The following is a 19,525-nucleotide window of genomic DNA, read 5'->3' on the forward strand; positions in this document are numbered from 1 at the left end:
TATGGCTAAACATTCACAACCCCCACTGCTCAGCATTCGCGATCTGAACATTTGTTTTCGCAGCGGTGAAGTGACACGTCCGGTGGTTAACGGCGTTTCGCTTGAGATCAACGCAGGAGAAACGCTCGCCTTGGTTGGGGAGTCAGGCTCAGGAAAAAGCGTGACCGCGCTGTCTATTTTGCGGTTGCTTTCATCGCCTCCCGCCGAATATCCACAAGGCGATATTCTGTTTAACGGCCAATCCTTGCTGCATGCCACAGAACCCTACTTACGCAGCGTACGTGGCAATGAAATTGCCATGATTTTTCAAGAGCCGATGGTTTCCCTCAATCCCTTACACAGCATCGAGAAACAGCTGGCTGAAGTGCTTTCTTTGCATAGAGGCATGCGTCGAACTCAGGCACGCGCGGAAATCCTTCGCTGCTTAGAGCGAGTTGGGATCCGTTCACCAGAAAAGCGCCTTAACGATTATCCACACCAGCTTTCGGGCGGCGAACGTCAGCGCATCATGATTGCGATGGCGATTTTAACCCGCCCTAAACTGTTGATTGCCGATGAACCCACCACCGCGCTGGATGTTTCCGTGCAGGCGCAAATTTTAGAACTGCTGGCAGAGCTCAAGCAGGAGCTTAATATGGGGATGCTGTTTATCACCCATAACCTCAACATTGTGAAGCGCTTAGCCGATCGCGTAGCCGTTATGCATGATGGCAACATTGTGGAAATCGGAGAATGCCAGTCGCTGTTTGCCGCCCCGCAGCATCCCTACACCAAACAATTGCTTGATGCTATTCCCTCGGGCGATCCTGTTGCGCTCCCGCAGCCAACGCAAACGCTGCTGGAAGTGAAAGATCTCAGCGTACGCTTTCCTATTCGGCAAGGCATTCTGCGCCGCACGGTCGGCTACAACGCTATTGTTAATCAGCTTAATTTCACGCTACGTCGCGGTGAAAGCTTAGGCTTAGTGGGCGAGTCTGGCTCAGGTAAAAGCACCACAGGGCTAGCGTTGTTACGCTTGCTTCCCTCGCAGGGTGAGATTTGGTTTGAGGGCACGCCGCTGCATCAGTTGAATTTAAAACAGCTTCAGCCTTATCGCAGCCAGATTCAAGTGGTGTTCCAAGATCCCTACTCGGCGCTGAACCCGCGTTTAAACGTGCAGCAAATCATTGCCGAAGGGTTGCAGGTCCATCAGAAGCTCAGCGCGCAGGAACGGGAACAGCGCGTGACTAGCGCCATGACCGAAGTGGGCCTCGATCCTGAAACGCGCCACCGCTACCCAACAGAGTTTTCTGGCGGACAGCGTCAGCGTATTGCGATTGCGCGCGCGCTTATTCTTGAGCCGCGTTTGCTGATACTGGATGAGCCCACCTCATCGTTAGACAGATCGGTACAGGCGCAGATTTTAGCCCTGCTGAAAAAGCTTCAGCAACGCCATCAGCTCACCTATCTGTTCATCAGCCACGATTTACAGGTCGTTCGCTCGCTGTGCCATCAGGTGATGGTGATGCGTAATGGAAAAGTGATTGAGCACGGAGATTGCGCTGAGGTCTTTGCTCGCCCCGCACAAGATTACACTCGGCAGCTGCTAGCATTTGCAGACACGCCGTGGCTGGAAAAATAGGCAAGTTGATTTAAACACCGGCAGCCTGATGGGCGTGCCGGTATTCTGCTCTAAGCGCCTTTCAACGATCAGAACGGATACTGGGCGACAATCGGTTCAGCGATAGCTACACCGACGTTTTTTAGGCGACACATCGCCGCACTTTCATCTTCAAGATGAACAAATAGACAAGGTTCACCGTCAAGCTCAACGACAGAGCAGTTTACCTGCATCTCTTGTAAAGACTGATTCAGACGTTTCATGATTTGCCAAGCTGCTTCTCCCTCTTCACTCAGGAGCTTCAGGCCAATCAAACTATTATTATCAATAGCGTTATTATCGATAACAGTATTATTAACGTCCGTATTCTCAGCGCCAGTCGTTTTCGCCAAATAAATGGGTTCAACCTGCACACCGGTGAGCCCTGATGACCAGCGGTAGCTCTGAGGCAACCGGTGGACTATCGAAAGCTGGAAACTATTCACATTTTTACCCTGATTAAAAACTAACTACAATTTTTTCACAAAAAACTCACATCGTAAACCACAGATCGCACTATTTAGGCTATTTGATGACTTAATCGTCATTTTATTGTGGTTTTGTTTATTACATTTCGGTAACACCGAAGTAAAAACGACCGAAACAACGATCAATCTGGCACTACCCCATTTTTTCTTCAGAAATACCACGATGGGAGGAACTTCTGCTGCTGCGGTTATATGTATACTTTTCTCTTTATTACCACAACCATTTTTGTTTCATTTTAATTACTTTGTCGTATTTTTCAATTTACATAAGAAATACAATAACTCCCTGAATCTCGATCAAAGAAATTAGCTAATCATTTGTTTTAAAACAATATTAATTAATAGGTTAATAATTAATAGTTTTAATGTTTTCTTTGTTTTTAAGGGTTTCTATCTGTTTTGGTAAAAAATACTGTTAACGAAATGAAAAACCCATCACAAAATCGCACGAAAAATATAGTTAGCATGATTATGTTTTCATAGGAATTTATAATTTAGGAAAGCGTTTGCTTTTATTTGATCGGAGGCGTTTACGATGATGGGTATTAATAGAAAAGTATGCAGAAATGCCGTTTTGTTTTTATGACTGCCTGTACGGCAGTGAACGGGGTAATAGCATGGAACCGGTGTTACCTGATTTTCTAAGCTGCCTGTACGGCAGTGAACATGGGACGCCAACACAAGCCCATGGAATATTGTTTCTAAGCTGCCTGTACGGCAGTGAACGCTTGCTACGGGCATTTTCAGAAGTGCATACATTTCTAAGCTGCCTGTACGGCAGTGAACAAAAATATCGCCATCAGCTGGCGTATAAATGATTTCTAAGCTGCCTGTACGGCAGTGAACGCTGCTGATTTAGCAAGTACACTTGCTCATAATTTCTAAGCTGCCTGTACGGCAGTGAACTTCTGCTAGCGTATCCGCTGCGCTAAACTCGTTTTCTAAGCTGCCTGTACGGCAGTGAACTTTGATCCTGCTGACGAGGGCAGTGATGAGAATTTCTAAGCTGCCTGTACGGCAGTGAACTGAATAAGCATGGCGTATAGAACGTTGTGATATTTCTAAGCTGCCTGTACGGCAGTGAACACCCCGACATGGACTGTGTCAGCAAACCAGTTTTTCTAAGCTGCCTGTACGGCAGTGAACCGTTTACTGGGAATAGCAAAGGACTTGCATACTTTCTAAGCTGCCTGTACGGCAGTGAACTTGACCTGCCAGCAACGGCTCTACCCCGAATGTTTCTAAGCTGCCTGTACGGCAGTGAACCAAACCACGCTGTTGCTGTTGCGTCATAAACTTTTCTAAGCTGCCTGTACGGCAGTGAACTTTAGCTTTTTAAGCTGATTGTCCATGGAGTTTTTCTAAGCTGCCTGTACGGCAGTGAACTGTGATATCGCTAGTTCGCGGCCTGTGAACCAATTTCTAAGCTGCCTGTACGGCAGTGAACGCGGCAACCCGTTTTATCGCCGCCGGCATTCATTTCTAAGCTGCCTGTACGGCAGTGAACTGTAGAATATTCGTATAAAGCTTCGAATAATCAGATCTGTAACTCATTTTTCACTGCATTACCCTTTTTTATCTTCGTGATAAACTCTCACATAAAATTAAAGGGTTATAAATAGGCGAAAAAAAAGGTTAGTGGAAGCTTATCGTATTTAGGGGAATCGCTAGAGAGTGGCGTTCGGATCTCACAGGAAAGTTGGGGGCAGATTAACGCTTCCAGCTCATCTAATCTCTGCATTGCTAGCGCTCTGCGAACAGGCAAACATATGTCTGTTGCATATGCCAAATAAAGAGCGGCGATTGCTAATGGCCTCCCCGCCTATTTTTATCAGCGGGGAGCCAAAGCGCTTAGGCGGGATCGATACGGTTGCTGGCCTTAGCAGGTCTAGAGGCATACAGGAACAGCATCATGGCAGCAAAGATACACAGGAACATGGAGCTTACCATCGGCCATTCGCTTCGTGCAGAAGCAAGCGCCAGTAGCGTTCCCACTACGGCACCGAGGCTAAAGCGCAGCGTTCCTGCCAGCGAGGATGCGGTTCCTGCCATATGCGGGAAATCGTCCAAGATCACCGCCATCGCGTTAGATGTGATCATGGCGATACAGCCAACATAGGCGGCGACGCCAATCACCAGCGACCAAAAACCTAAGTCCAGCATGGCGGTAATGACCAACCAGATGCCCATCACGAACTGCACCAGCAGACCAAAACGCAGCATGTTGATCGCGCCAAAACGACGCACGTTGCGGCTATTAATCAGCGTCATAATGAACAAGAAAACGATATTTAGCGCAAAGTAATAGCCGAAATGCTGCGGCGATACGCCGTTCAGATCGATATACACAAATGGCCCCGCGCTGAGGAACGAGAACATCCCTGCAAAAGAGAAGCCACTGGCTAACATGTAACACAGCACGCGTTTATGACGAAACAACGAGGCAAAATTCCCCAGCGTCGTGCGTAAGCGGAACTTTTGCCGTTTCTCTTTGGGTAGCGTTTCTTTGATGAAAATCGCCACCAGCACGGTACCCAACAGCGCCGCACCCGCCATCGCCCAGAAAATCGCATGCCAGCTAAACCAAATCAGCAGCGCCCCGCCCATAATCGGTGCAAGCAACGGCGCAATGGTCATCACCAGCACCACAAACGACATCATGCGCGCAAAATCATCCTTGGTGAACATGTCACGCATCAGCGCATTAATCACCACGCTGGCGGCCGCAGCGGCTAAACCGTGGATTAAACGCATCACAATCAGCTGATCGACCGACTGCGCCATCGCACACGCAGCACCCGCCAAGGCGAAGAACAACGTGCCATACATAATGACCGGTTTACGCCCAATGCTATCGGCCATGGGGCCGTAAAGCATTTGTCCAAATGCAAAGCCCAGCGTGTAGGCGCTGAGCGTCATCTGTACATCACCACTCGGCACACCAAATTGTTCGGCAATCACCGGCATACTCGGCAAATACATGTCGATAGCCAACGGCATCAACATTGATAACAAACCGAGGATCAGGATCAACCCAAGATGGGAACTACGGGGTGTCTGCACGCAGCATCTTCCTTTTTAATCAAAAAGTTATACCCAAAATAGTTGGCATTGTGTCACGGCGGCCAACGCGTGCCGCCAACACAGAAACAACGTTAAGTATGACGGGTAATTAATCTTTCGCTAACAGTTCAGCAGGCAAACCTACGCTGGCGATCTCTTCCTCGGTCAGAGGACGATATTCACCCGGTTCTAAATCTTCATCCAACACGATGTCGCCGATACGCTCACGGTGCAGTTCCACCACGCGGTTACCCACTGCGGCAAACATACGTTTTACCTGATGATAGCGGCCTTCGCTGATCGTCAAACGCACCACGTTGGCATCTAGCTGCTCAAGCGTGGCAGGCTTGGTGAGATCTTTTTCGCCGTGCAGCTGCACGCCCTGAGCAAACTGCTCGGCGGTATCATCTGCCAGCGGATGTTCCAGCGTCACTAAATAGGTTTTATCGCACTGGTGTTTTGGCGATGTAATACGGTGTGACCACTGGCCATCGTCGGTCAGCAGCACCAGACCCGTGGTGTCCAGATCCAGGCGCCCTGCCGCGTGCAGTTTCTCCGCTAACGGTTCTTCGATGAAGTAAAGGATCGTTGAATGATCGGGATCGTCAGTGGAGCACACATAGCCCTCAGGCTTATGCAGCATGAAATAACGCGGGCCGTGGATCTGTTCCAGCACCTGACCATCAAAGGCCACTTCTTGTTCTGGGGTGAGCTTATGCGCACCACTTTTTACAACTTCGCCGTCTACAGTGACGCGTTTAGCACGCAGTTCTCGGGCGATCAGCGCACGGCTGATACCTAACTGCTGAGATAAAAACTTGTCCAGTCGCATGGAACCTGCTTTGTATTTCTATAAGAATCGGAGGGTTTCATTGTGCGCACGCAGCATGGCTGTCTGAATAAAAGGACGGCCTGAATATGCGGGCATCGTTTGGAAACCAAAGAAGAACCGCGGATTATAGCGACTCTTCACCCTCACGCCTATCTTAAGCGTAGTTTAATTCAACCTATTCGGCGCAAAGCCCAAGCGAGTTTGTTTGCTTGGCGATAAGTTAGCCAGCAGCCTGAATTGCTAAACGACGCTACCCAGCGTCATGCGGTATAATGACGCCCTTCATCGAACATTAATCACAGGAATTACTCAGATGTCATCTATTCACGGCCACGAAGTTTTAAACATGATGATTGAGTCTGGCGAACAATTTTCAACCGAAAGTCTGGTTGCCAGCATCGAACAACGTTTTGGCGCCGATGCCCGTTTCCATACGTGCTCGCAGCAGGATTTAACGGCCGCTCAGTTGGTGGAATTCTTAGCATCTCGCGGCAAATTTATTCCTAGCGACAGTGGTTTCAATACCCACAGCAGCAAAATCTGCCAGCACTGATTATATTGTTGATGACATATTAATGGCCTTTACTCTTCGTCCTTATCAGCGTGAGGCGGTGGAAGCCACCATCGCGCATTTTAGAAAACACCAAGAACCTGCGGTTATTGTCTTGCCTACCGGGGCGGGAAAGAGCTTGGTGATTGCTGAGTTGGCGAAAATTGCGCGTGGCCGCGTTCTAGTGTTAGCCCACGTGAAAGAGCTGGTGGCGCAAAACCACAGTAAATATTGTGCCTATGGTTTAGAGGCCGATATTTTTTCAGCCGGTTTACAGCAAAAAGAGAGCAGCGGAAAAGTGGTGTTTGGCAGCGTGCAGTCTGTGGCGCGCAATCTTCCGCTGTTTGACGGCGAATTTTCGCTGCTGATCGTGGATGAATGCCACCGCATCAGCGACAGCGATGACAGCCAGTATCAGCAAATCCTTCAGCATTTACGTAATAATAATCCGAAGCTGCGCTTATTAGGGCTAACGGCAACCCCCTATCGTCTGGGCAAAGGCTGGATTTATCAGTATCACTATCACGGCATCACGCGTGGCGATAGCAACAGCCTATTTCGTGACTGTATTTACGAATTGCCGCTGCGCTATATGATTAAAAACAAATTTTTGGTCCCGCCGGAACGATTAGACATGCCGGTAGTGCAATACGATTTCAGCCGATTAGAACCGAGCAGCAATGGGCTATTTCGCGAAGTCGATCTCAACCGCGAATTAAAAGATCAACAGCGCATAACGCCGCATATCGTTAGCCAAATCATGGAATTTGCCGCCACGCGTAAAGGCGTGATGATTTTCGCCTCCACCGTTGAGCACGCGCGCGAAATCCACGGCTTGCTGCCGCCGGAACAGGCCGCGCTCGTCAGTGCCGAAACGCCGGGCGACGGACGTGACGCCATCATTAATGCGTTTAAGCGCCAAGAGCTGTTATATCTGGTGAACGTTGCCGTGCTCACCACCGGATTTGATGCGCCCCATGTCGATCTCATCGCCATTTTGCGGCCCACCGAATCCATCAGCCTGTATCAACAAATTGTTGGTCGCGGCCTGCGATTATCGCCGGGCAAAACGGATTGTTTGATCCTCGATTACGCAGGAAATCCACACGATCTATTTACCCCGGAAGTCGGGACCACCAAACCGCACAGCGACAGCCAACCGGTACAGGTATTTTGTCCAGGCTGTGGTTTTGCCAACACGTTCTGGGGTAAGACCACGGAAAATGGCGATATTATCGAGCACTATGGCCGCCGCTGTCAGGGCTGGCTAGAAGACGATGAAGGTGGACGCGAGCAGTGTGACTATCGTTTTCGCTTTAAAACCTGCCCGCACTGCGGCGCGGAAAATGACATTGCGGCGCGGCGCTGCCATCAATGCAATCAGGTGTTAGTCGATCCCGACGACATGCTGAAAGAAGCGTTGAAACTCAAAGACGCCTTGGTGCTACGCTGTGGCGGTATGCAGCTTCAGCATGGGGAAGATGACAAAGGCGAGTGGCTGTCAATCACCTACTACGACGAAGACGGTGCTGACGTGAGCGAACGTTTCCGCCTTAACACGCCCGCTCAGCGTACCGCATTTATGCAGCTATTCCTACGCCCGCACCTGCGCGCGCCCGGCATTGAGCTGGTCTGGAAAAAGGCGACAGACATCGTGGCGCAGCAAGATAAACTGCGTTATCCCGATTTTGTTGTCGCCCGAATGAAAGGCCGGTTTTGGCAGATCAGACAAAAAGTTTTCGATTATCAAGGGCGCTATCGCAAAGCCGATTCTCTCAGCGGTTAGGCGTTGCAACAATGAGCGGGCAGATATATTTGCCGTAAGCCCCGTATTTCGTTAGAATGCCGCCCGCTTTTACTATTAAAAGCAGAATCTCCTGCCTGTTGCTGGGTCGCCTGTAACAGGTCTAAATTTTATATAGAGATACAATTATGTTCACTATTGAAGCAACTGCACGTAAAGAGCAGGGTAAGGGTGCGAGCCGCCGCCTGCGTACTTCTGGTAAGTTCCCTGCTATCGTTTATGGCGGAAACCAAGAGCCAGTAGCCGTAGAAATCGATCACGACACTACTTGGAACATGCAAGAGAAAGAAGGCTTTTACGAACAAGTAATCGCTCTGATGATCGACGGCAAAGAAACCAAAGTTAAGGTTCAAGCTGTTCAGCGTCACCCGTTCAAACGTAAACTGACTCACGTTGACTTCGTTCGCGCTTAATCGCCGACTGAATCACGTTTGTTTGAATAAAACGTTTTGAAATAGAAAACGCCGCAATTGCGGCGTTTTTTTTTGTCTGTAATTCAGCGTGAAAGATTAATTTCCACCGCCGCTACGGCGCTGTAGCTGGTCACGCAAATTCGGCGGCGTGCCTTTAATGGTCAGCGTATCCGTCGCCGGATCCCAGAAAATACGTTCGCCCAGCAGCATCGCATCGAAATTGATGGTCAAACCACCGCCGCTGCCCGCCATTTTAGTGAGCTGACGCAGCGTGCTACGATCGGCTGGGAAGCTTTCTTCCAAATCATAGCCCTGCTCTGCGGTAAACTGCTGGAAATCTTTTTCGCCTACGGCCGGAATTTCTTTCGCTAACGCTTCCAGTTCAATTTCTTCGCCGGCCTGCAACTGTCCATTACAGTAGCTATATACCTGCTGACGATAGGCCTGACGCTCGTTCTTATCGAGCTGACCTTCAGCGCAATAATCATCAACCGCTTGCAACAGGCCACGGTTTTGCGCTTTGGCGTCCAAACCTTCGCTGGCTGCCAAGAAGTCCATAAAGAAGTCAGAAACTTTTCGCCCGACTCGACCTTTCAGGAAGGTTAAGTAACGGTGAGATTCAGGATTCGTTTCCCATTCGGTCAAATCGACACGCGCCACGATATCGGCACGCATAATGTCCAGATAGTGGGTGCTGCTGATATCCAACTCTTCATTAACACGCATGCTGCTACAGCTGTTAAGCACCGCAATCAGCAAATATTCTACCGCCAGATAGCGATATTGGCAGAACAGCACCACGCCACCGTCGGCAAACGGATATTTTGCCAGCTCGTCACGCAGACGGCCGGTTGCCGCACGGCTGAACGCCAGAAAATCTTCGTTGCCACGGCGATAGTTACGTAATGCCTCTGCTAACTCGCTCTCTTCGGAGAAGGTGCCATAGGCTTTACTTTTTGCGCTATACACACGGTGCAGCTCGGCCATCATCTCTTCTACTGCGGCATTTTTTGCCAGCAAAGAGTCACGCAGCACCACGTCTAGCTGTTGTTCGTCGCGTTTAACCAACTGATGCAACGCAATCTGTTCGAGATCCAGACTCATTTTCTTCTCCCCTTTCGCCTCGGACACATTTGATGGCGTATTCAAACACTGTTGATACCCGCTCGCAAGCAGCCATCGCATATTGATGAATTCAATGGTGAGAGCTAAGGTATAATCAATAACGCAACAAACGTATAAAAGAGCGGAAAATCACGCGTCTATACGGTAAGATATGGCACTTTGTCAGTCTGAGAAGCTTAATTCTATGCCACAATCATCCCGTTACAGTGACGAACACGTTGAACAACTGCTCAGTGAGCTGGCCAACGTACTGGAATCGCACCACACGCCAAACGATCTTTCTTTGATGGTTTTGGGCAATATGGTCACGAATCTAATTAACACCAGCATCGCACCCGCTCAGCGCCGTGCTATTGCGCGCTCTTTTGCTGAAGCTCTACAGGCTTCGATTCGGGAAGATAAAGCCCATTAATTTTTGCTCGGACGTATAGACATACTTTTATGGTGACAAACCGTCAGCGATACCGTGAAAAAGTTTCCCAGATGATCAGCTGGGGGCATTGGTTCGCTCTGTTTAATATTCTGCTCGGTCTGCTTTTGGGCAGCCGTTATCTGTTTGTCGCCGATTGGCCATCCTCATTGTTTGGTCGTGTCTATGCGATGATCAGCTGGTTAGGGCACTTTAGCTTTATTGGCTTTGCTGCCTATCTGCTGATCATTTTCCCGCTCACGTTTGTGGTGATGTCGCAGCGATTGCTGCGCTTTCTTTCTGCCGCGCTGGCGACCGCAGGGCTAACGCTACTGTTGGTTGACGCAGAAGTGTTCACCCGTTTCCACCTTCATCTTAATCCGGTGGTGTGGGAGTTGGTGGTTAACCCCGATCAAGGTGAGCTGGCGCGCGATTGGCAGCTCATGTTTATCTGCGTGCCGGTCATTTTTCTCGTCGAAATGCTGTTTGGTACTTGGAGCTGGCAGAAACTACGTAGCCTCAATCGGCAGAAATTTGGCAAGCCGTTAGCCGGTTTGTTTATTACCGCGTTTTTTGCATCTCATCTCATCTACATCTGGGCCGATGCTAATTTCTATCGCCCAATAACCATGCAACGCTCCAATCTTCCGCTCTCATATCCAATGACAGCGCGTCGTTTCTTGGAAAAGCATGGTCTATTGGATGCCCAAGAGTTCCAGAACAAGTTAACGCAAACGGGCAGCCCTGAAGCGGTATCCGTTGAATATCCGCTCAATAAGCTGAGCTTTGCCGATAAAGGTGCAGGCTACAACCTGCTGGTGATTGCGGTCGATGGTCTACGTGCTGACGATCTCAAGCAAGATTTACCGCAGCTTGCTGCCTTCGGTAACGATAATCTCGAATTCACCCAGCATTACAGCTCAGGGAATAATCTGGATAACGGGCTCTTTGGTCTGTTCTATGGCATCTCACCATCTTATCTCGAAGGTATTCTGGCGGGACGTAAGCCATCGGCGTTAATCAGCGCGCTCAGCCAGCAAAACTATCAGTTTGGCCTATTCTCCTCTGATGGTTTCAGCGCCCCACTCTATCGTCAGGCGCTACTGACTGATTTCTCGCTGCCTGCGCCAATTCGTCAAAGCGACGCGGCCACTACAAAACAGTGGCAACAGTGGCTATCAACCCAAACCACGCAGTCACCTTGGTTCTCATATGTGAATCTTAACGGCACGCGCAGCGCTCTGGCAGATGCCTCCCAGCACAAGCCTGAAGATTACATGGTGAGATATCAACGGGCAGCCGAAGGCGTAGATGGGCAGATCGCCGCCATACTTAATACGCTAAAACAGCGTGGTGAACTGGACAAAACCGTTGTGGTGATCACCGCAAGCCACGGCATTGAATTCAACGATAGCGGCAAAGGTGATTGGGGCTTCGGTACCAACTACAGCCGTTATCAGCTTCAGGTGCCATTGATTATTCACTGGCCAGGAACGCCTGCGCAAACCATCAACAAACTCACCAGCCATGAAGATGTGATGGCAACGCTGATGCAGCGCTTACTCCACGTTGACACCCGAGCCGTAGATTATACGCAGGGTGAAGATCTGTTCGCGCCAACGCGCAAACATAACTGGCTGGCGTTAGGTGATAGCAACGAGTTGGTGATCGTTACGCCGAAAGAAACCGTCATTCTCGATAAGAATGGCCGCTATCGTACCTATGACGCTGACAATGAAGAGATGAAGGGCGAAAAACCACAGCTCGCACTGTTGCTGCAGGTGCTGACGGATGTGAAGCGGTTCATTGCCAACTAAAATGGGCTAAAGCGCACACAATCACAACGCCATGCTCTTGAAAACCGTTGGTTTTTGAGTAGTATAAAGGCAGTTCGGCACGTAGCGCAGCCTGGTAGCGCACCGTCATGGGGTGTCGGGGGTCGGAGGTTCAAATCCTCTCGTGCCGACCAAATAATCCCAAGAAAACCAACCTATTATGGTTGGTTTTTTTATGTCTGAAATTAAATTAACACACCATGTCTAATCCAATACTCCCATAGCGACTGGCTTGCATATCGTTCAGGGCCATTCTCACAAACTCCTGAGTATTCTCCGGCAGGTTTTGTACGTCACTCCACATCAGCCCTGCGCACTTGTCGGGTTCTTGATTAACCGGAACGCCGTCAAAGCGCTCGGTTTCAAACCACAGATCGATATAAGTTCTTTCATCTGATTTGCGATGCAGTGTATACACCAGATTTAGCGCCGATGAGGGAATGACAATACCAATTTCTTCTTCGGCCTCTCGTATCGCGGCAGTCAGCGCTGACTCTCCCTCTTCTACATGCCCTGCGGGTAAAGACCATTTGCCATCGTCAAATCCCGTATTTTTGCGCTGAAGCAGTAAAATACGTTGCTGCTGGCGAACAATAATATACACCGCCAGATAAGGTTGAAACTTAGACATCACCAACTCCCTCTGCGCTAAAAGCGTTATGGTAACAGCCTCTCACTGAGCTATATACCAATAGCCCACCACTTTTTGGCATGTTAAATCAAGATTGCTAGCTGTGTCATAACGCAAGCACGCCACTTATGCTACGCTCCGCCCCTCAAAAATAACTAAGAGAGCTCCCATGCGCAAAATAACCATCGTCATGATCATCATGGCTGCCGCGGTATACGCATACAACTATATGTAACGTTGCTTTATGTAACGTAGCTTTGATGTAATGTGGTTTTGATTTGCTAATACGCTGGCGCTGCTTCCCTTGGCATCGCCCTTTACTCTCCCTTCCGCCTCTCGCCTTTTCATAATAAATCCCAGCGCTTTGCTCCTGATAGCCCATAATAAATTTCAATTGTTCTCTTAAATCTATTAGAGTTGCCGTCCCAAATTATTAGGCACATATCAATGATCGAGCTTACTGAAAAGAATGCGCAATCCCGAACGCTAACGCTGCATAACAGGCTAAAAGTCGCTGAGATCCGCGCCGTAAAAATGAATGTGAGCTGGTTGTTAAGCGTGCAAATCGCGTTTGTCTTATTTGTTTTTTGTCGCGAGTATTTTTACGTCAGTCATAACATTCCAGCGGCTCCCGTTATATCCACGGTGCTCAAACACGCGCTCATCGTGATCATGGCGATACTATGCGGTTACATGATCGTTTTACGTTTTACTCGCGTTTTGGAAAAACAGTTTAAGCCTGCCATGCTGGTCATCACGTTAAGCATTGGGGTGATATGGTGCTTTATTCTATCGCTGTTGTTCTACAGTGAATTTGGTCATCTTATTTTTGCGATTTCAACGCTGCTGATGCTGTCGTCATTGATTGCGCTCTATCCTTCATCGCACCACCTTTTTTTCGCCACTACGCCGATATGGGCCATCATCGTTGCACACGCGATGTTTTTTAGCGGCACCTTAAGCTTGGTTTATCTCGCAGGATATCTGGTCTTTGCCGTCTTGTTCGAAACCGGACGCCGACTATTACGCCGCTGGTTTGTGCTGGCGGTGATGCGTGAGCATCAAAATGTTCGGTTGGCCAATAAGCTCACGTTGATGTCGCAGCAAGATCCGCTTACGGCATTGGCTAATCGCCGCTATTTCGATCATGCATTACAGCGAGCTATTGAAGCCGCGACAAAAACGGCTCAACCCTTGTCTATTATCTTGATTGATGTCGATTACTTTAAAAAATATAACGACCGCTATGGCCATCAAGCGGGTGATTCATGCTTGACCCAATTAGCAAAATGCTTCCAACAGACCGTGCGTAACGCGCAGGATTTAGTGGGCCGCTATGGCGGTGAGGAGTTTATTATTTTACTGCCGGATCAGGATAAACACGCCGCAGAAAAGGTCGCTGAACGTCTTAAAATTTCCGTTTTCGCTTTAGCGCTACCTCACGATCAATCAGACGTTTCACCGTATGTTTCACTCAGCCAAGGCATAGCGCAGTGGCGCAACGGTATGGATGCAAAAACGCTGATCGAAAATGCCGACCGCGCGCTGTATCTGGCTAAACAGCAAGGACGCAATACCGCTCGTCTCGCACCATAAACAAAAAAGCCAACCCGAAGGTTGGCTTTTAGCACGCATTAAACGCAAGAATTACGCCGTGGTGGCTGGTTTCTTGTTGCCACGATACGGACGACGCTGCTGTGACGAAGGCGCATCACCACGGGCTTCAGGTTTACGACCTTCTCCCGCCGCACGGCGCTGGCCGCCGTTGTTGCTGCGTGGTTTCTCGCCTGAACGAGCACCATCGCGCGACTGACCATTACCTTGGCTGCGTCCCTGAGACTGACCGCGACCTTGGCCTTGCCCACGTCCCTGACCACGACCTTGGCTTTGACGGCCATTTTGAATCGGATCGGCTTTAATGCTTGGATCCGGCTCATAGCCTTCAATCGCAATGCGTGGGATCTCACGTTTCAGCAAACGTTCGATATCTCGCAGCAGCTTATGCTCATCCACACAGACTAAAGACAACGCCTCGCCGGTAGATTCGGCACGGCCAGTACGGCCAATACGGTGCACGTAATCTTCTGGCACGTTTGGCAGCTCAAAGTTAACTACATGCGGTAGCTGATCGATATCTAAACCACGCGCGGCAATATCCGTTGCCACAAGAACGCGAATCGAACCGGCTTTAAAATCAGCTAACGCACGAGTACGTGCGCCCTGGCTCTTGTTACCGTGGATCGCCGCGGCGGTAATACCATCTTTATTCAGCTGTTCAGCCAAATGGTTAGCCCCGTACTTAGTACGAGTGAAAACCAGAACCTGCTGCCAGTTATGAGTGCCAATCAGCTGAGCCAGTAGCTCGCGCTTGCGGCGCTTATCCACGAAATGTACCGACTGTTCAACCTGTTCAGACGCCGTGTTGCGACGCGCCACTTCAACGGAAGCAGGATTGGTCAGTAACTTATTAGCCAACTCTTTGATTTCATCAGAGAACGTCGCAGAGAACAGCAGGTTTTGGCGCTTGGCTGGCAGCTTAGCCAATACACGACGGATATCGTGAATAAAGCCCATGTCCAGCATACGGTCAGCTTCGTCCAGTACCAGAATTTCAACGTTGGATAAATCAACCGCACGTTGATGTTCCAAGTCCAGCAAACGACCCGGCGTTGCCACCAGAACGTCAACGCCACCGCGCAGCTTCATCATCTGCGGGTTAATGCTCACGCCGCCGAAAACTACCAGCGAACGGATATTTAAATATTTGCTGTAATCACGCACGTTCTCGCCGATCTGGGCAGCCAGTTCGCGCGTTGGCGTTAAGATAAGCGCACGCACAGGACGACGGCCTTTTACCGGCTGCGCATCCTTAGAAAGCAGCTGTAACAGCGGCAGCGTAAAGCCTGCGGTTTTGCCGGTACCGGTTTGGGCACTGGCCATCAGGTCACGGCGTTGTAAAACCACCGGGATCGCTTGAGATTGAATAGGCGTAGGCTCGCGATAGCCCTGTTCTTCAACAGCGCGCAACAATTCGGCACTCAGGCCGAGAGTATCAAAAGACATATTAGGGTAAAACTCCAAATCCACCTTGACCCGAAAGGTCGGGTGCAGTTTCCGGGTGGATTTATCAGACGCGGTAGATAGGTAATCACCACGAGGGATAGGCACAAACTGCGAGTGCAACATAATTGTGGTGGATTCTAACAGAAAATGTGATCGGCGTCTGATATGTTTTTATTATTGTGGTTTTTGTACTCGTATGCAGCAACCCCCTCCCAGCCTCCCCCTTCACAGGGGGAGGAGCCGATCGAGAATCTTTCAGCAGGCACCAAACGGTTCCCTCCCCTGACAAGGGGAGGGTTAGGGTGGGGTCTATCAACATAGCAACACAAGGGATCTTGCCAACCTCACCGCTCCCTCAGCGCCTCTTTCACCTTATTCAACGGCTTGATCAAATAGTCCAGCACGGTTTTCTGGCCGGTTTTAATCTCTACGCTGGCCACCATGCCGGGCAGGATCGGGAATTTTCGCCCTGCTTTATTTCTGAGCTCCGCGCTCTTGGTGCGCACGTACACGCGGTAATAATATTGATCGCGGCGAACTTCATCTTGCAACGTATCCGGCGACACAATTTCAACCGTGCCATCCAAATTGCCATAAATCGAAGAGTCATAGGCGGTAATTTTCACCGTTGCCGGAAGACCTGGGCGAATATAGGCGATATCACGCGGATTGATACGCGTTTCAATCAACAGCTGATCTTCCAGCGGCACGATTTCCATCAGCTTGCCGCCGGGTTGCAGCACGCCGCCAACGGTCATCACCTGAATATCTTTCACAATGCCGCGCACCGGTGAAATCATGGTAACGCGGTCGAGCTGATCTTCTTTCCCCGCCATCACTTCAAGCTGAGCGTCCAAATCCGCGTTATTTTTTACCTGCTCTTCGCGCGCTCTCAGCGCGTATTGGTTGCGCGCATCGTCAATTTTGCCCTGCAATTCGCTGGCCTGTCGCTGCAAACGGATAACCTCAACCTGACTCGCCGCGCCTTTCGCCACCAACGGCTGCGTCATTTTTAGCTCGGCGATCACCAAGCGGTACGACTCTTGTAGATTCGCCACGGTTTCATTGAGGTTGCGTCGGCGCGAGTCATAAAGCTGTCGCTCACGTGCGACCAACGCCGGTTCAGCTAACGTACTGGCGCTAAACTTGAGCGGCTCTCCGGTCAGTTCTGAACGTAATCGCTCCGACGATGCCCGCAGCGCACGCGCTCTGGCCGCCGCTTCGCCATAGTTAGACTGAAAGCGTTTCGGATCGAGCCGCGCCAAAATCTGCCCTTTTTTGACAATATCGCCTTCATGCACCAGTAGCGCCGAAACAATACCGCCGTCTAAGCTCTCAATCAGCTGGGCGCGGATCGAGGTGGTGACTTTACCCGTGCCCACCGTCACTTCATCCAGCGTGGCAAAATAAGACCAAACAAAAAAGAACGTCATTCCCGCCAACGTTAACCACACCACCGAGGAGTAAAAGCGCGACTGGCGTGCCATGTCTTCCTGCATTGTGAGCTCTGCCATACCGACTCCCCTTAGGCCACAACCGACGTCACGTTGTTATTACGCTGCGTTTGGCCGAGAATCTCATCTCGCGAACCATCAGCAACCACTTTTCCGCCGTCCATCACAATAATTCGGTCAACCAATGAAAGCAGCGCTGGACGGTGCGTCACCAAGATCAAGGTTCGCCCCGCCATCCAGCTCTGTAGCTGCCTTATCACATAGCTTTCGAGCTGTTCATCCATCGAGGCGGTCGGTTCGTCCAGCAGAACGACCTGTGGATTACGCACAATCATGCGGCTCAGCATCACCATTTGCCGCTGCCCACCGGACAAACCACGCCCGCCTTCGTTGATCATACGATCGAGGCTGGCGGCATCTTTTTGTACCATGCTCAATGCACCGCTGATCCGCAGCGCTTGAATCAATTCCTGATCCGTCGCATGCGGATGTCCAAGCATTAGGTTTTGCCGCAGGGTGCCAAAAAATAGCCGTGAATCCTGCGAAAGTAGCCCAATTTGGCGTCGCACATCGACCGGATCGATATGCGCCATATCCACGCCATCGATAATCAGCTTACCTTTGCTGGCTTCGGCTTGGCCTGACAACAGTTTCAGCAAGGTCGATTTGCCTGCGCCCACTTTGCCAATCAGCGCCACGCGTTCGCCCGGCTTAATCTCAAGTTCAGGGATATATAGCGCCTGTTCACCTTTTTCGATGTCGTAACTATATTGCACATTATCAAGCTGATAATGACCCGCCAGCGCCGGACAGTGCGCCATTTTATGCTCGGGATCGCGGTCGAGCGGTTTCTTCAACAAATCGTTTAAACCGGTCATCGCGCTCTTGGCATGTTGCCAGCGCGAAAACACCATGGTGAGCTGCATTAGAGGCGCAATCGTACGCGAAGACAGCAGACTACAGGCCACCATGGTGCCGGTAGTAATGTCGCCCGCTAAGACCAGATAGGTTCCCAACACCAACATGCCCGCATAGGTCACCTGCTGCACGGTCGATGCCCAGCCGCTCAAGCGCGCGCCCCAGACACGCTGCTTCATCCCGATAGCGGCGCTCACGTGATGCGTTTGCTCCCATTGACGCTGAAAATAGGGTTCAGCCTGTAGCGCTTTGATATCCTCAACACCTTCAATCGATTCCACCAATACCGCATTACGAATCGCACTTTCGCGCATCCCTTCTTTAGCCAGTTTCGCCAGCGGCCACTGGATCAGAATGCCAGGGATAACAATCAGCGGAATCGCTATCAGTGGGATCGCCACCAGCGGCCCCCCCACCATCGCCATAATCACCAAAAACAGCAGCACAAACGGCATGTCCATCGCCGCGCCCACCGTGGTGGAGGTCAGCAGCTCGCGCACCTGATCGATTTCACGCAGTTGAGAAATAAAAGAGCCGGTCGATTTTGGCCGCGCATCGTTTTTAATCGCCAGCGCGCGGGCAAAGAACATCGACGACACTTTTAGGTCAATATGCTTGCCCATCAAATCGGAGATATGCGTACGCGAGAGGCGGATGAAATACTCTAAAAATGCGGCAAACAAAACGCCGACAAACAGCACCCACAGCGTGGGATATGACTGCGCAGGGATCACGCGGTCATACACCTGCATGGAAAACAAGATCCCCGCCAGCGCCAACACGTTGCCCAGCACCGAGGCCATGGAGATCTCTGAAAGCTTGCGGCCTGCATGCTTAAAGTGATGCCAAAACCAATGCTGTTTATACGGCTGCACAAAATCATCGATGCGTGAATCATGCCCGCGCGCGGCGATGCCGAGCAGCACCACGTCTGGCTGAATGCGGCCAAGCAGAACCTCAAGTTCTTCTTCTCGCACCATATCGCCGCAGTCGCTTAGCCAATAGCTAACGTGCTTTTCAGCATCGAGGTTTTCCAAGATCAACACCGAACCATCTTCGAGCTGCGCCATCACCGGCATCACTTCGTTGCGCCAGCTCACGCTGTTTTTCGGTCGAATGGTAATCTGTAAACCCAGCAATGCGCCTATCCGCTCTAAGCGGCGCTGCAACGGGAGATTTTCAAACCAGCGCATCTGCTGACGCAGCGCCGGAATATCGCAGGGAAGTCCAAAGCGCCCTGCGGCGCGCACCATCGCTAAAATCCATTTATCGGCGCCTGAATGTTGCTCTGCTGCCATCAC

The 19,525-nt window shown here is 50.5% G+C and carries 15 protein-coding genes, 1 tRNA gene and 1 CRISPR repeat array; of the genes, 8 read left to right on the top strand and 8 right to left on the bottom strand.

All coding sequences use genetic code 11. From position 1 onward, the window contains the following. The first annotated feature begins 1 nt into the window (after position 1). On the top strand, positions 2–1,621 hold the full coding sequence (gene yejF / locus U0008_RS13260) for a microcin C ABC transporter ATP-binding protein YejF (RefSeq protein WP_043493968.1): 1,620 nt from the start codon (positions 2–4) through the stop codon (positions 1,619–1,621). 68 nt (positions 1,622–1,689) lie between these two features. Here yejF and U0008_RS13265 read toward each other — a convergent pair whose 3' ends face one another. From U0008_RS13265 to rsuA, 3 genes are all read right to left on the bottom strand, one after another. After that, a complete protein-coding gene (locus U0008_RS13265) occupies positions 1,690–2,085 on the bottom strand; it encodes a YejG family protein (protein ID WP_043493971.1) in 396 nt (131 codons plus the stop codon). Positions 2,086–2,705: 620 nt separating this feature from the next. Further along, a CRISPR array of direct repeats spans positions 2,706–3,634; the repeat unit is 28 nt; unit sequence TTTCTAAGCTGCCTGTACGGCAGTGAAC. Between the two features lie 344 nt (positions 3,635–3,978). Beyond that, the gene (locus U0008_RS13270) at positions 3,979–5,190 is read right to left on the bottom strand and encodes a Bcr/CflA family multidrug efflux MFS transporter (protein WP_038502349.1); all 1,212 of its coding nucleotides are present in this window, start codon (positions 5,188–5,190) and stop codon (positions 3,979–3,981) included. 109 nt (positions 5,191–5,299) lie between these two features. Beyond that, complete coding sequence (rsuA, locus tag U0008_RS13275) at positions 5,300–6,022, bottom strand: 16S rRNA pseudouridine(516) synthase RsuA (RefSeq protein ID WP_025798102.1); 723 nt, start codon at positions 6,020–6,022, stop codon at positions 5,300–5,302. A gap of 313 nt (positions 6,023–6,335) precedes the next feature. Here rsuA and U0008_RS13280 point away from each other — a divergent pair, with 313 nt between their 5' ends. The 3 genes from U0008_RS13280 (at position 6,336) to rplY (ending at position 8,789) form a co-directional block, all read left to right on the top strand. Then, positions 6,336–6,575: a YecH family metal-binding protein gene (locus tag U0008_RS13280; protein WP_043493974.1), complete on the top strand. Its 240-nt coding sequence runs from the start codon at positions 6,336–6,338 to the stop codon at positions 6,573–6,575. A gap of 22 nt (positions 6,576–6,597) precedes the next feature. After that, positions 6,598–8,358: a DNA repair helicase RadD gene (locus U0008_RS13285; protein WP_043493977.1), complete on the top strand. Its 1,761-nt coding sequence runs from the start codon at positions 6,598–6,600 to the stop codon at positions 8,356–8,358. Between the two features lie 146 nt (positions 8,359–8,504). Further along, positions 8,505–8,789, top strand: coding sequence for a 50S ribosomal protein L25 (gene rplY / locus U0008_RS13290; protein ID WP_004089547.1), 285 nt, complete (start codon positions 8,505–8,507; stop codon positions 8,787–8,789). A gap of 96 nt (positions 8,790–8,885) precedes the next feature. Here rplY and yejK read toward each other — a convergent pair whose 3' ends face one another. Then, positions 8,886–9,893 carry a nucleoid-associated protein YejK gene (yejK, locus tag U0008_RS13295; protein WP_025798095.1) on the bottom strand — a complete coding sequence of 336 codons (1,008 nt, stop codon included), beginning with the start codon at positions 9,891–9,893 and terminating at the stop codon, positions 8,886–8,888. 205 nt (positions 9,894–10,098) lie between these two features. On the opposite strand from yejK, the gene U0008_RS13300 reads away from it, so the two are divergent. The 3 genes from U0008_RS13300 to U0008_RS13310 all read left to right on the top strand — a co-directional run bounded on the left by U0008_RS13300 (position 10,099) and on the right by U0008_RS13310 (position 12,292). Continuing rightward, positions 10,099–10,326: a YejL family protein gene (locus U0008_RS13300; RefSeq protein ID WP_025798093.1), complete on the top strand. Its 228-nt coding sequence runs from the start codon at positions 10,099–10,101 to the stop codon at positions 10,324–10,326. Positions 10,327–10,355: 29 nt separating this feature from the next. Next, positions 10,356–12,140, top strand: a complete 1,785-nt coding sequence (gene yejM / locus U0008_RS13305; RefSeq protein WP_043493980.1) for an LPS biosynthesis-modulating metalloenzyme YejM — start codon at positions 10,356–10,358, stop codon at positions 12,138–12,140. Positions 12,141–12,215: 75 nt separating this feature from the next. Next, a tRNA-Pro gene (locus U0008_RS13310) sits at positions 12,216–12,292 on the top strand. 56 nt (positions 12,293–12,348) lie between these two features. Here the strand turns inward: U0008_RS13310 and U0008_RS13315 are convergent. Then, positions 12,349–12,789 (bottom strand): NUDIX hydrolase, encoded by a 441-nt coding sequence (locus U0008_RS13315; protein ID WP_043493982.1) that lies wholly within the window; start codon positions 12,787–12,789, stop codon positions 12,349–12,351. 447 nt (positions 12,790–13,236) lie between these two features. Between U0008_RS13315 and U0008_RS13320 the strand changes: the two genes are divergently transcribed. After that, positions 13,237–14,385: a GGDEF domain-containing protein gene (locus U0008_RS13320; RefSeq protein WP_051874153.1), complete on the top strand. Its 1,149-nt coding sequence runs from the start codon at positions 13,237–13,239 to the stop codon at positions 14,383–14,385. A 51-nt stretch (positions 14,386–14,436) separates the two neighbouring features. Here the strand turns inward: U0008_RS13320 and rhlE are convergent, their stop codons facing one another. The 3 genes from rhlE to U0008_RS13335 all read right to left on the bottom strand — a co-directional run bounded on the left by rhlE (position 14,437) and on the right by U0008_RS13335 (position 19,522). Further along, the gene (rhlE, locus tag U0008_RS13325) at positions 14,437–15,852 is read right to left on the bottom strand and encodes an ATP-dependent RNA helicase RhlE (RefSeq protein WP_043493987.1); all 1,416 of its coding nucleotides are present in this window, start codon (positions 15,850–15,852) and stop codon (positions 14,437–14,439) included. A gap of 344 nt (positions 15,853–16,196) precedes the next feature. Continuing rightward, a complete protein-coding gene (locus U0008_RS13330; RefSeq protein ID WP_040044644.1) occupies positions 16,197–17,366 on the bottom strand; it encodes a beta-barrel domain-containing protein in 1,170 nt (389 codons plus the stop codon). Between the two features lie 11 nt (positions 17,367–17,377). Then, complete coding sequence (locus U0008_RS13335) at positions 17,378–19,522, bottom strand: type I secretion system permease/ATPase (protein ID WP_043493999.1); 2,145 nt, start codon at positions 19,520–19,522, stop codon at positions 17,378–17,380. Between the last annotated feature and the right edge of the window lie 3 nt (positions 19,523–19,525).

The organism is Hafnia alvei, assembly GCF_034424155.1.
GTDB lineage: Bacteria > Pseudomonadota > Gammaproteobacteria > Enterobacterales > Enterobacteriaceae > Hafnia > Hafnia alvei.

What these genes read in the sequence shown, in the direction of transcription:
- rplY (WP_004089547.1), top strand. Translation starts at nt 8,505, where the DNA reads ATGTTCACTATTGAAGCAACTGCACGTAAAGAGCAGGGTAAGGGTGCG.
- U0008_RS13285 (WP_043493977.1), top strand. Translation starts at nt 6,598, where the DNA reads ATGGCCTTTACTCTTCGTCCTTATCAGCGTGAGGCGGTGGAAGCCACC.
- rhlE (WP_043493987.1), bottom strand. Translation starts at nt 15,852, where the DNA reads ATGTCTTTTGATACTCTCGGCCTGAGTGCCGAATTGTTGCGCGCTGTT.
- U0008_RS13300 (WP_025798093.1), top strand. Translation starts at nt 10,099, where the DNA reads ATGCCACAATCATCCCGTTACAGTGACGAACACGTTGAACAACTGCTC.
- U0008_RS13320 (WP_051874153.1), top strand. Translation starts at nt 13,237, where the DNA reads ATGATCGAGCTTACTGAAAAGAATGCGCAATCCCGAACGCTAACGCTG.
- U0008_RS13280 (WP_043493974.1), top strand. Translation starts at nt 6,336, where the DNA reads ATGTCATCTATTCACGGCCACGAAGTTTTAAACATGATGATTGAGTCT.
- U0008_RS13315 (WP_043493982.1), bottom strand. Translation starts at nt 12,789, where the DNA reads ATGTCTAAGTTTCAACCTTATCTGGCGGTGTATATTATTGTTCGCCAG.
- yejM (WP_043493980.1), top strand. Translation starts at nt 10,356, where the DNA reads ATGGTGACAAACCGTCAGCGATACCGTGAAAAAGTTTCCCAGATGATC.
- U0008_RS13330 (WP_040044644.1), bottom strand. Translation starts at nt 17,366, where the DNA reads ATGGCAGAGCTCACAATGCAGGAAGACATGGCACGCCAGTCGCGCTTT.
- rsuA (WP_025798102.1), bottom strand. Translation starts at nt 6,022, where the DNA reads ATGCGACTGGACAAGTTTTTATCTCAGCAGTTAGGTATCAGCCGTGCG.
- U0008_RS13335 (WP_043493999.1), bottom strand. Translation starts at nt 19,522, where the DNA reads ATGGCAGCAGAGCAACATTCAGGCGCCGATAAATGGATTTTAGCGATG.
- yejF (WP_043493968.1), top strand. Translation starts at nt 2, where the DNA reads ATGGCTAAACATTCACAACCCCCACTGCTCAGCATTCGCGATCTGAAC.
- yejK (WP_025798095.1), bottom strand. Translation starts at nt 9,893, where the DNA reads ATGAGTCTGGATCTCGAACAGATTGCGTTGCATCAGTTGGTTAAACGC.